This window comes from Nocardioides sp. zg-DK7169 (assembly GCF_013155365.1).
Lineage (GTDB): Bacteria > Actinomycetota > Actinomycetes > Propionibacteriales > Nocardioidaceae > Nocardioides.
Window position 1 is genome coordinate 59,623 of record NZ_JABJRA010000014.1, and the last position, 11,304, is coordinate 70,926.

11 protein-coding genes are annotated in these 11,304 nt (G+C 69.9%); 8 read left to right on the forward strand and 3 right to left on the reverse strand.

The genetic code is table 11. The features are described from left to right. Positions 1-127: 127 nt before the first annotated feature. From HOQ23_RS18685 to HOQ23_RS18710, 6 genes are all read left to right on the forward strand, one after another. Positions 128-517: a (deoxy)nucleoside triphosphate pyrophosphohydrolase gene (locus tag HOQ23_RS18685; protein ID WP_172216762.1), complete on the forward strand. Its 390-nt coding sequence runs from the start codon at positions 128-130 to the stop codon at positions 515-517. Further along, a complete protein-coding gene (locus tag HOQ23_RS18690; protein WP_172216764.1) occupies positions 514-3,429 on the forward strand; it encodes a DUF3427 domain-containing protein in 2,916 nt (971 codons plus the stop codon). Before HOQ23_RS18685 ends, HOQ23_RS18690 begins: the two co-directional genes overlap by 4 nt. Positions 3,430-3,558: 129 nt before the next feature. Then, positions 3,559-4,902, forward strand: coding sequence for an SURF1 family cytochrome oxidase biogenesis protein (locus HOQ23_RS18695; RefSeq protein WP_172216766.1), 1,344 nt, complete (start codon positions 3,559-3,561; stop codon positions 4,900-4,902). Beyond that, positions 4,899-5,342, forward strand: a complete 444-nt coding sequence (locus tag HOQ23_RS18700; protein WP_216654425.1) for a DUF3817 domain-containing protein — start codon at positions 4,899-4,901, stop codon at positions 5,340-5,342. The genes HOQ23_RS18695 and HOQ23_RS18700 overlap by 4 nt, the downstream gene beginning before the upstream one ends. Before the next feature lie 23 nt (positions 5,343-5,365). Next, on the forward strand, positions 5,366-6,190 hold the full coding sequence (locus HOQ23_RS18705; RefSeq protein ID WP_172216768.1) for a patatin-like phospholipase family protein: 825 nt from the start codon (positions 5,366-5,368) through the stop codon (positions 6,188-6,190). Continuing rightward, the gene (locus tag HOQ23_RS18710) at positions 6,187-7,215 is read left to right on the forward strand and encodes a 1-acyl-sn-glycerol-3-phosphate acyltransferase (RefSeq protein ID WP_172216770.1); all 1,029 of its coding nucleotides are present in this window, start codon (positions 6,187-6,189) and stop codon (positions 7,213-7,215) included. Before HOQ23_RS18705 ends, HOQ23_RS18710 begins: the two co-directional genes overlap by 4 nt. A gap of 31 nt (positions 7,216-7,246) precedes the next feature. Here HOQ23_RS18710 and HOQ23_RS18715 read toward each other — a convergent pair whose 3' ends face one another. Next, positions 7,247-7,936 carry a hypothetical protein gene (locus HOQ23_RS18715; RefSeq protein ID WP_172216772.1) on the reverse strand — a complete coding sequence of 230 codons (690 nt, stop codon included), beginning with the start codon at positions 7,934-7,936 and terminating at the stop codon, positions 7,247-7,249. Between the two features lie 213 nt (positions 7,937-8,149). Here HOQ23_RS18715 and HOQ23_RS18720 point away from each other — a divergent pair, with 213 nt between their 5' ends. After that, positions 8,150-8,662 (forward strand): peptidylprolyl isomerase, encoded by a 513-nt coding sequence (locus HOQ23_RS18720; RefSeq protein ID WP_172216774.1) that lies wholly within the window; start codon positions 8,150-8,152, stop codon positions 8,660-8,662. 129 nt (positions 8,663-8,791) lie between these two features. Then, a complete protein-coding gene (locus tag HOQ23_RS18725; protein WP_253945694.1) occupies positions 8,792-9,610 on the forward strand; it encodes a rhomboid family intramembrane serine protease in 819 nt (272 codons plus the stop codon). A 127-nt stretch (positions 9,611-9,737) separates the two neighbouring features. Here the strand turns inward: HOQ23_RS18725 and HOQ23_RS18730 are convergent, their stop codons facing one another. Together HOQ23_RS18730 and HOQ23_RS18735 are read right to left on the reverse strand one after the other, a co-directional pair. Next, a complete protein-coding gene (locus HOQ23_RS18730) occupies positions 9,738-10,316 on the reverse strand; it encodes a hypothetical protein (RefSeq protein ID WP_172216778.1) in 579 nt (192 codons plus the stop codon). A 481-nt stretch (positions 10,317-10,797) separates the two neighbouring features. Beyond that, positions 10,798-11,247, reverse strand: coding sequence for a cell division protein CrgA (locus tag HOQ23_RS18735; protein ID WP_367650577.1), 450 nt, complete (start codon positions 11,245-11,247; stop codon positions 10,798-10,800). Positions 11,248-11,304 lie beyond the last annotated feature (57 nt).

Genomic DNA, 11,304 nt, shown 5'->3' on the forward strand with positions numbered 1-11,304 from the left:
CCTCGAGCCCGCTTGAGCTCATCGCGCCTCGCATCTTCGCCCCGCGCACGGGCCAACTGGAATATCGGTGAGACGGAATCCGCGACATTGTCGATGGGAACGGTCGACGTACGACAAGCTTGTGATCGTGTCGAAGCAGATCAACGTCGTGGGGGCCGTCATCGTGCGTGACGGACTAATCCTGTGCGCACAGCGTGGACCGCTCGGCTCTCTCGGTGGTATGTGGGAGTTCCCCGGCGGCAAGATCGAGCCCGGTGAGTCGCCGCGCGATGCCCTCGCCCGGGAGATCGACGAGGAGCTGTGCTGCGACGTTGTCGTCGGGCAGGAGGTCACCACGACGACGCACCTCTATGACTTCGGCACCGTCACCCTGACCACCTTTTGGTGCGAGCTCGTCAGTGGGACACCGACCTTGACCGAGCACGCCGCGGTGCGGTGGTTGGCGCCGGCCGAACTCGACGGCCTCGAGTGGGCGCCGGCTGATGTGCCGGCCGTCGAGATCATTCGCGCTGCATGAACGACGACTTCGTCTGGCCGGAGGGCTTCGATCTCGACATCGAGTTCGGTTATCTCAATCCCACGGTCGTCGCACCCCGACGTCACAACCCGCGGGTCGTCCTCAACACCGACGGGACCTCCGTGCTCCGGACGGTGCGCGAGGAGCTGGGCAACTGCGAGTCTTTTCTCTTCTCAGTCGCCTTCGTGACACCGCGGGCGATCGCGTTGCTCAAACAGGAACTGGTCGACTGTCAGGAGAAGGGGACGCGCGGAGCGATCGTCACCTCCGACTATCTGGCGTTCAACTCACCCGCCGCCTTCGAAGAGCTCCTCAACCTCCGCCAGCTCGACGTCGACGTCCGCATCCATCCTGCCCTGGCGTTCCACCCCAAGGGCTACGTGTTCGGGCGTGCGGATTCGGTGACCGCGATGATGGGCAGCTCCAACCTCACTGAGAACGCCCTGGTGAAGAACCATGAGTGGAACCTGAAGGTCTCGGCCGCGTCGGCGAGCGACCTTGGTCATCAGCTCACGGACCTGGTCGATCGACAGATCGAAGAGTCGGAGCCGATCACGGCCGAGTGGATCAGCAGGTACGCCGAGAGCTACATGCCGCCAGCACCACGCCCGAGGCGGGACGTCGTTCCTGGAGTCCCGGAGATCCCGGTCGAACCGATGCAGATCGTCCCCAACGCGATGCAGGAGACCGCGTTGGCGGCAATCGCCGGCGTGCGTGCGGCGGGGCACGACAAGGCGATAGTCATCTCCGCAACCGGCACCGGCAAGACCATCCTCTCAGCCCTCGACGTGCGCGCCGTCGATCCGGTGCGATTGCTCTTCGTGGTGCATCGTGAGCAGATTCTCGACAAGACGATCACCGAGTACAAGAAGGTCCTTGGTGGCAGTGATCGGGAGTACGGCAAGCTGACCGGCTCGGTAAAGCAGGGTGATCGTCGCTACGTCTTCGCCACGGTCCAGACCCTGTCGCAGCCCGACGTCCTGCACAGCTTCAAGTCAGATGCGTTCGACTACGTGATCATCGACGAGGCGCATCGAGCCGCCTCGGCCACGCACCGGCGAGTGATTGAGCACTTCCGTCCCGAGTTCATGCTGGGCATGACGGCGACGCCGGAGCGCACCGACGGGTTCAACGTCTTTGAACTCTTCGATTTCAACGTGCCTTACGAGATTCGCCTCAACCATGCGCTGGAAGAGGAGATGCTCACCCCGTTCCACTACTACGGGGTCGCCGATCTGACCTACGACGACGGAGGCACCACCACCGAGGACGCCGACTTGCGGGTGCTGACCTCACCCGAGCGGGTAGATCACCTGGTCCATGCCCTCGAAATCTACGGCCACGCCGGAATCGCACCGCGGGGGCTGATCTTCTGTAGCCGCAAGGACGAGGCCCGTGCGCTCGCCGCTGCGCTCAACGAGCGAACCCTGCGGGGCAGACCGCTGCGCGCCGTCGCGCTGACCGGGGAGGACTCGATCACCGAACGAGAACGGCGGGTAGTGCAACTCGAGCGGGGCGAGCTCGACTACATCCTCACCGTCGACGTCTTCAACGAGGGCGTCGACATCCCGTGTGTCAATCAGATCGTGATGCTGCGTCAGACCCAGTCGGCGATCGTCTTCGTACAGCAGTTGGGTCGCGGCCTGCGCAAGGCGACCGACAAGAGCCATCTGGTCGTCATCGACTTCATCGGCAACTACGCCAACAACTTCCTCATCCCGATCGCGCTCTTCGGCGACGAGTCGCTCAACAAGGAGTCGCTACGCCGCAGCTTGATCGCGGCCGAGGAATCCGGAGTTCTTCCGGGGTTGTCGAGTGTTCGCTTCGACCGCGTCGCGCAAGAACGAGTGCTGCGCTCGATCACTGAGACCCGACTCGACTCGATGCAGAACATCAAGAAGTCGATCGACGTGCTGCGCAACCGACTCGGCCGGATGCCCGCACTGAGCGACTTCATGCGCTTCGAGTCTGCCGACCCGGTGCTACTCGCGACCAAGGACAGGCACTATCCGGCATTGCTTGAGCGCCTGTACAAGTCCTACGACGCCGGGCTGAGCGAGACCGAGCGGAAAGCCCTCGAACTGCTGTCTCATGAGGTCCTCACAGCGCGTCGCCTCCACGAGCAGGCGCTCGTCAGGATCCTCTTGCAGCGGGGGTCGGTGAACACGTCCGAGATCGAGGCGGACTTCGCTCGTTGCGGCATCGAGAGCACGACGCGTCAGGTCCGCAGCGCAATGGACACGCTGACACTGGCGCAGCACGCCGAGGTCGACGTCAAGAGATACGGCTCCGGCCTGGCTACGCTGCTCGGCGATCGGGCCGAGCTACGCGCCGACGTTCGCACGGCGTACCGAGCCGGAGGCGCGTTCGCCGGAGCAGTCGACGATCTGCTCGACACGGCACGGGAGCTCGTTGTCAGTCGGTACCTTCCCGGTCGGCCCTTCACCCCGGGCCGGCAGTATTCGCGGAAGGAGACCACTCGGCTGCTGACGATGCCGCGCAAGTGGACTTCTACCCTCTACGGCTACAAGGCCGACCGCGAGTCGATGACCTGCCCAATCTTCGTGACCCTGCACAAGGCCGATGACGTCACCGCGAGCACCGCGTACGAGGACACCCTCCTCGACCGCCACACCATGCTCTGGTACACGAAGTCGAGGCGCCGGTTGGACAGCCCGGTCGAGGCCGCGATCATCGCCGGCAAATTCGACCTGCACGTCTTTGTGAAGAAGGACGACGCCGAAGGATCGGACTTCTACTATCTCGGCCAGGCCACCCCATCAGATGCGGAGCAAGCCAAGATGCCCGGCAGCAAGGGTCAACCACTCGACGTGGTTCGGATGCTGCTGCGGTTCGAAGAGCCGATCGAGTCGGCGCTCTTCGACTACTTCCACCCCGAGATCACGGCCTGAGAGCTCATCGGTGAGAGCGGCTCCGCCCGGGCCGTTCGTCATTTCGGGCCCGGCTCTCCGGCGTGGCGTCGGTCTCGATCGCCGCCCGGGAGGGTGAGTGAACGGGGTGGGCTCCGTACCATGAAGGTCGTGTCCAGACTGCTCGCGCCGCGTGCCTGGGGCGCGCACCTCTTCGCCCTCCTCGCCCTGGTCGTGACCGTGTGGCTCGGGGTCTGGCAGTTCCAGTCCTGGCAGGCGACCCGGGAGGCCGAGGCGGCCGACCTGACCCGGCTCGACCCGGTGCCGCTCGAGGACGTGTTCGGTCCCGACGACCCGTTCCCCGGCGACAAGATCGGCCAGCCGGTGGTGCTGGACGGCACCTGGGTGCCGGACGGCACCGTCTACATCTCCGGGCGCGAGTCCGAGGGCGAGGCCGGCTACTGGGTCGTCACCCCGCTGGCGATCGGGGGTGGAGCCGACGCGCCGGCGCTGCCGATCGTGCGCGGCTGGACCGCCGACGTCGACGACGCGCCCGCGCCGCCGTCGGGCACCGCGGAGCTGGTCGGCTGGCTCCAGCCCGGCGAGGGCACCAACGAGGTCGACACCGACCGCAGCGACGACATCCTGCCCCAGGTGCGGCTCGCCGACCTGGTGCAGCACGTCGACCAGGACCTGTACGGCGGCTACGCGATCGTCGCCACGCCCGAGGACGTCGCGCCGGGGACCTGGCCAACCGGCGGCCGGGCCACCAACGACGGCAGCGCCGGCCTGGTGCCGGCCGAGCTCGACCAGCTGCCGAAGTCGGAGGCCTTCACCGGCCTGCGCAACTTCCTGTACGCCGTGGAGTGGTGGCTCTTCGCCGCGTTCGTCGTCTTCATCTGGGTGCGCTGGGCGCGCGACGAGATCGCCGAGGAGCGGGCCGAGGCGCTGGGCCTCTCCGGTGCCGGTCCCGACCCCGAGGCGCCCAGTGCCCCCGACGGCGCGCTCGCCTCGGGCGCAGCCACGACGGCCACCGGCGTCGCCGCGGAGCCGATGGCGCCCGTGACGCCCGGGCACTCCCGCACCGACCTGGGCTTCCTGCTCTACCGGGTGATGGCGAGCGTCGTGGGTGTGCTGCTGGTGGTGCTGTGCCTGGTCGGCGTACCGCTGGCCAACTTCGACGGCACCGGCATGTGGGGGATCTTCGGCAGCACCCCCGGCCTGGTCACGCCCGGCTCGTCGGTGCAGCAGTTCGGCGACGAGATCACCACCAACCTCGGCGTGCTGCACGGCTGGCTCTACATGGGCTTCCTGCTCACCGCGATCTCGCTGGCCAGGCGCGAGCGCTGGCCGCTCGGGTTCACCGTCGTCACGCTGCTCTCCGGCACCGTGCCGGTGCTGAGCTTCTGGGCCGAGCACCGCGCGGTGGCCCGGGTGCGCGCCCGCCGGGAGGCCGCGCAGGCCGGGGCCGTGCCGGTTGAGACCGCCGCCACGGGAGTACGGTCGGACTCGTGAACCGCTCTCTCGTGGCCTACCGCGTGATGGCCCTCATCGTCGGCGTCCTGCTCATCGTGCTGTGCCTGGTCGGCGTACCGCTGGCCAACTTCGACGGCACCGGCATGTGGGGGATCTTCGACAGCACCCCGAGCTGGGTCACCCCCGGCGGGTCGGCCCAGGAGGCCGGGGAGTGGATCACCGGCACCCTCGGCGTGCTGCATGGCTGGCTCTACATGGGCTTCCTGATCGCGGCGTTCAACCTCTCGCGCAAGGAGGGCTGGGAGGTCGGGTTCACCATCGTGACCCTGCTGTCCGGCACCGTGCCGGTGCTGAGCTTCTGGGCCGAGCACCGCGCCGTGAAGCGGGTCCGCGCCGACGAGGCCGCGGACCTCGCCGAGGCCCAGGCCGCCGCCTCCGGTTCCGCCGCCGGTCCCTCCACGTCCGCCCCGCGCGGCTGATCCGCACCTGACGGGGCCGCGCCATGACCACCGCCTACGTGCTGGGCGGTGGTGGCGTGCTCGGCGCCGTCGAGGTCGGGATGCTGCGGGCGCTGCTGGAGCGCGACCTGCGCCCCGACCTGGTGCTGGGCACCAGCATCGGCGCCGTCAACGGCGCGCTGGTCGCCCAGGACCCGAGCCTCACGGTGGTCGAGCGGCTCACCGAGCTGTGGCGCACCGCCAACGACCCCGGCCGTGAGGTGTACGGCGGGCGCCCGCTGGAGGCGGTACGCCGTGCCGTCACCACCGGCACCCACGTCTACTCCTCCGAACCGCTCGAGCGGCGGCTGCGCGAGGAGCTCGGCGCCACCACGTTCGAGGAGCTCGCGGTGCCCTTCCAGGTGTGCGCGTCGAGCATCGAGCGCGCCGCGGAGCACTGGTTCGACAGCGGGCCCGTGGTCGAGGCGGTGATGGCGAGCGCCGCCGTGCCCGGCCTGCTGCCGCCGGCGCGGGTGGGGAAGGAGCACTACCTCGACGGCGGCATCGTGAACTCGATCCCGCTCGGGCGCGCGGCCCGGCTCGGGGCGACCCGGATCTTCGTGCTCCAGGTGGGCCGCAGCGACCGGCCGCTGCCGGTGCCGCGCCGGCCCTGGGAGGTCGCCCGGGTCTCCTTCGAGATCGCCCGGCGCCACCGCTTCCACCGCGAGCTCGAGGAGCTGCCCGACGGCGTGGTCGCCCACGTGCTGCCGGTCGCGGGCACCTCCGAGCGCGACGACCGGCTGCGCTCGGCCTTCGACTTCTCCACCGTGCAGCAGCGCATCGAGGCGAACCACCGGGCCGCGGCCGCCTATCTCGACGGCCTCGAGTGAGCGCCCGCACGCTCGGCACCTGGGTGCTGCGGCGCTGGGTGCTCGCGCCGCTGGTGCTCGCCCTGACCGGGCTGCTCTGGGTGGCGGCGCCGGCGTGGCTGCTCGTGACGATCGCGCTCTCGCCGCTGCTGCCGGGCCACTGGCGCGCGCTGCGCGTGGCCTGGCTCGCGCTGGTCTACCTGACCATGGAGAGCCTGCTCCTGCTGGTGCTGCTGGGCTTCTGGATCGCCTCGGGCTTCGGGGCGCGGCTGCGCACGCCGTACTGGGAGGGGGTGCACTACGACCTGGTCCAGGGCGTGCTGTGGGTCTTCTTCACCGAGGCGCGCCGGGTGCTGCGGCTGCGGATCGTGACCGACGGCCCGACACCGGACGCGCACCCCGGCGTACCGATCCTGGTCTGCTGCCGTCACGCCGGGCCGGGGGACTCCTTCACGCTGCTGCACGCGCTGATGCACTGGTACTCCCGCGAGCCGCGGGTGGTCCTCAAGGACACCCTGGCCTGGGACCCGGCGATCGACGTGGTGCTGCGGCGGGTGCCCGCGCGGTTCATCTCGCCGGACCCGCGGGCGGGGGAGGACCTCGAGGCGCAGATCGCCTCGCTGGCCGAGGGCCTGGACGAGAACGACGCGTTCGTGATCTTCCCCGAGGGGGGCAACTTCACCCCGGAGCGCCGCGACCGGGCGATCGCGCGCCTCGAACGGCTCGGGATGCACCGGATGGCGCGCCGGGCGGCGGCGATGACCCACGTGCTGGCGCCGCGGCCGGGCGGTTTCCTGGCCGCGCTCGACGCCGCGCCGGACGCCGACGTCGTGCTGGTGGCCCACACCGGGCTCGACCACCTGCTGACGGTGGGAGACGTGTGGCGCGCGCTGCCGATGGACAAGCAGATCGTGATGCGGTGGTGGCAGGTGCCGCGCGAGCAGATCCCGCTCGGTCGCGAGGAGCGCATCGACTGGCTCTACGCCTGGTGGGAGCGCGTGGACGCCTGGATCGAGCAGAACCGGCCGGAGGAGCTGCGCCGCTAGGCGGCGAGTCCTCCGGCCGGTCCGGGTGCCGTCAGGAGCGGCGCTGCTCGTCGAGGTCGACGACCTCGGCGGGGGCGTCCGGCGTGGTCGGCGTGTGCGGGGCCTCGGCCTGGTCGGCGAGGGCCTCGTCGGGCGACGCGCCGCCCGCGTCGTCCTCGGGGGTCACCTTCGGCGCACCGGGGGCACGCGGCGAGGTGGGCCCGGCCGGCGGCGGCGCCGGGACGTAGGAGGACTGCCAGCTGTCGGTGCGACCCGCCTGGATCTTCTTGGCCACGAACCCGGCGGCGCCGGCCACGAGCGCGACCAGCGCGACCTTGCGCAGCCTGCCGCCCTTCTTCTCCGGCGGCGGCTCCGTGGCGGTGAGCTCCGCGAGCTTGACGTCGGCGGCGCTCTTGGCCGCGGCCGCCTTCTCGCTGGCCAGCGCGACGCCGGACGCGATCACCGGGGCGGCCTTGGCGCGGGCGTCGGCGATCACGGGACCGGCCTTGTCCTTGGCCTCGAGGGCCTGGGCGACGGCCTTCTCCCGGGCATCCGCGAGGACGGGCCCGGCCTTCGCACGCGCGTCGGCGATCGTGGGCCGAGCGGTGTCGTCGACGAAGTCGTGAACTGCCCCGCGTGCGTGGGCGACGGCCTGCTCGACTTGAGGACGCACCACCCCGACGTAGGACTCCACGCTCTCGGTCGCCTGCTCGAGAAGGGACTTCTTCTTGCGGAGACGCATCGCGTCACTTCCTCTCGTTCGGTGCTGCCATTCGACCACGTCGCGCAAGCCGCCTGCCCTGGATCGACCTTCCGGGCCGGGCGCTGGGCTGGCGTGCAAGGATCGACGGCGCGACGAGCGACGTGAGCCGTTCGTGCCCAGTAGTACCCAGCCGGCGTACGGATCCAACGCGCCGGCCCATCCATCGATATCGGCACCATCAGAAGGGCAGCCATGGCGCAGCAGCAGGCCATCCTGAAGACCAACCGGGGCGACATCGTCCTGAACCTCTTCCCCGACCACGCACCCGAGACGGTCGCCAACTTCGTGGGTCTGGCGACCGGCGAGAAGAAGTACGACGCCGGCAACGGCCGTACCGGCCCGTTCTACGACGGCCTCGGCTTCCACCGGGTCATCGACGGCTTCATGATCCAGGGCGGGTGCCCGCTCGGCACCGGCACCGGCGGTCCCGGCTACACGTTCAAGGACGAGCCGCACCCCGAGCTCACCTTCGACAAGCCCTACCTGCTCGCGATGGCGAACGCCGGCCCGGGCACCAACGGCTCGCAGTTCTTCATCACCGTGGGCGCGACCCCGTGGCTGAACTTCAAGCACACGATCTTCGGCGAGGTGGCCGACCAGGCCTCGCGCGACGTCGTGGACGCGATCGCGACCACCAAGACCGGCCCCGGCGACCGCCCGGCCGAGCCGGTCGTCATCGAGAAGGTCGAGATCGTCGAGGCCTGAGGCCTCGCAGACCCGCTCATGAGCGACTCGTCGACTCCCCAGGCCGGGGTGCCCGTCTGCTATCGGCACCCCGGCCGGGAGTCGCACATCCGCTGCCAGCGGTGCGGGCGACCGATCTGCCCGGACTGCATGAACGACGCCGCGGTGGGCTTCCAGTGCCCCGACTGCGTCGCCGAGGGGGCGCGCACGACGCGCCAGGCGCGCACGACGTACGGCGGCGTACGACCGGGGCGACCGGGGGTCGTCTCGCTCACCCTGATCGGGATCAACCTCGCGGTGTACGCCGCGATCATCCTCACCGGGTGGAGAAGCAGCCGACTGCTCGACTGGCTGATGCTGCGCCCCAACGGGGTGTGCGCGGTCGAGGACCGCGGCGGCTTCGCGATCAGCAGCGCCCAGTGCGCCGACGTCGCCGGCGGTGAGTGGCTCCCCGGTGTCGCGTCCGGCGCGGTGTGGCAGGTACTCACCAGCGCCTTCACCCACGTCGAGATCTTCCACATCGGCTTCAACATGCTGGCCCTCTACGTCCTGGGCCCGCAGCTGGAGACCCTGCTGGGCCGGGCGCGCTTCGTGGCGCTCTACCTCCTCAGCGCCCTCGGCGGGTCCGCGGCCGTCATGTGGCTCGGTGCGGAGTACGGCGGCGTCCTCGGCGCCTCCGGCGCGATCTACGGCCTGATGGGCGCGCTGCTGATCGTGATCCGCAAGGTCGGCGGCGACCTGTCCCAGCTGATGCTGTGGATCGGCATCAACGTCGCGATCACCTTCATCGCCCCCAACATCTCCTGGCAGGGCCACCTCGGCGGCTTCGCCGTCGGCGCCGTCGTCGCCGCGATCCTCGTCTACGCCCCCCGCGGCCCCTCGCGCGCCCGCGTCCAGGTCCTCGGCCTCTCCGCCGTCACCGTGGTCGTCCTCGGCCTCATCGCCACCCGCGCCGCCCTCCTCGCCTGACCACCCCCCGCTCTTCGCCGAGTCGGCCCGTGTGGCGCGCCGAGTCGGCCCTTGTGGTGCGGCGAGTCGGCCCTTGTGGTGCGCCCAGTCGGGGCTTGTGGCGCGAGAGGCGGCGTACGCCGCGCGCTCAGCTCCGTAGCGCCGCCAACCGGTCGCGGATGCGGGCGTACGCCAGGGAGCCGTCCCGTTCCGGCGCGGCGACGCGCACGAGCGGTGGATGGCCCAGGGCGGGGACGACCAGGTCGCGCAGCGCGTCGTGATAGGCGCGCTGCGCCTGGCGTCGGTTCGCGCCGAAGGCGATGGCGGCCTTGCCCGGGCGATAGCGGTCGGCGCGGGAGGACCACTCGTGGCAGAGCGCGGCGTACTCCTCGAGGTCGAAGGCGAGAGGGGCGTTCTCGGGGTAGAGGTCGAGCGTTGCGAGGCGCCGGGTGGTGAAGTGCTGGTGCTCGTCCACCTCGATGAAGGTCATGGACTCGAGGTGGACGAAGTCTCCCGGTAGCGCGGTGAGCCGTTTGGCGGCCTGCTCCGGCTCGTTGCCGCCGAGTGCGAGGAAGATGCTGCGCAGAGCGGGGACGACCGACGCGGCGGCGTCCGGCAGGCCGAGATGCCCCCGCTGGTTCAGCCAGGGGACCCGGGCGCGCACCAGCGCGATGCCGTCGTCCGCCGCGGCTCTCTGGAAGGCGTTCTCGGTGTCCCCTCGAGGCATGTGGCGACCCTAGGGATCGACGCCCCACCACGCCCCGCATTCGCCGAACCGACCGGCTCCCCACCACAAGCGCCGACTCGGCGCACCACAAGCCCCGATTCGGCGCACCACAAGCCCCGACTCGGCGCACCACTGGAGCCGACTCGGGGGACCACTGGAGCCGACTCGGGGGAGAGTTGTCCACAGGAGGGGGTGGGGAGGGGGTTGCCTGTGGGTGCGTCGTACCCAGGTCTGTCCCCAGCTGTGGACAACCTTGCGAAAGGGCAGGCGAGGCCGGGGGTGGCGATGTGGAGGCTGGGGAAATCTGTCCACACCTGTGCAATGACATGTGGATAACTACACGGATGTAGTTCTCCACAGGGTTCTCCACCGCGGTGCATAACTCTGGATGTGCACAGGCCGGGCCCTCCGGGAACGCGAAACGGCCCGCCGCTGAGCGACGGGCCGTTCGTTCGGTGAAGGGTTCAGCGAGGGGGGAGGACTACTCCCACTTGGTCGCGTAGGCGAAGCCCACGGCCATGAAGCCGATGCCGACGAAGAGGTTCTTCTGGCCCAGGTCGTTGAAGACCGGGAGGTCGGAGAGGTCGTTGCTGAAGATGTAGAACAGGCAGATCCACACCAGGCCCACGAGGAAGCAGCCGAGCATGCCGACCACCACGCCCCGGCCGCGGCCCAGCGGCGTCGAGGGGTGCGCGGCGAGGATCAGGCCGAGGAAGATCGCCCCGAAGCCGATCAGGTAGTTCCAGTCGCCGAGGTCGGCCATGAAGGCCGGGGAGCCCGGGTCGCCGGTCTCGGCGCGCACAGCGAGGTAGTAGTACGCCATCCAGGCGATCCCGAGCACCATCGCCGCGAGCGACACCAGGAACCGCACCGAGAACCTGGGTCCCGCGGTGGGATCGACCAGGTTGCTGTTCGGCTTCGACTTCGACACGCGTGGCTCCTCGTTCGTCACTGCCGTGGGGTCGGCCCACCGGTCCCGGGCTACCTT

What these genes read in the sequence shown, in the direction of transcription:
- HOQ23_RS18730 (WP_172216778.1), bottom strand. Translation starts at nt 10,316, where the DNA reads ATGCCTCGAGGGGACACCGAGAACGCCTTCCAGAGAGCCGCGGCGGAC.
- HOQ23_RS18715 (WP_172216772.1), bottom strand. Translation starts at nt 7,936, where the DNA reads ATGCGTCTCCGCAAGAAGAAGTCCCTTCTCGAGCAGGCGACCGAGAGC.
- HOQ23_RS18705 (WP_172216768.1), top strand. Translation starts at nt 5,366, where the DNA reads ATGACCACCGCCTACGTGCTGGGCGGTGGTGGCGTGCTCGGCGCCGTC.
- HOQ23_RS18725 (WP_253945694.1), top strand. Translation starts at nt 8,792, where the DNA reads ATGAACGACGCCGCGGTGGGCTTCCAGTGCCCCGACTGCGTCGCCGAG.
- HOQ23_RS18720 (WP_172216774.1), top strand. Translation starts at nt 8,150, where the DNA reads ATGGCGCAGCAGCAGGCCATCCTGAAGACCAACCGGGGCGACATCGTC.
- HOQ23_RS18690 (WP_172216764.1), top strand. Translation starts at nt 514, where the DNA reads ATGAACGACGACTTCGTCTGGCCGGAGGGCTTCGATCTCGACATCGAG.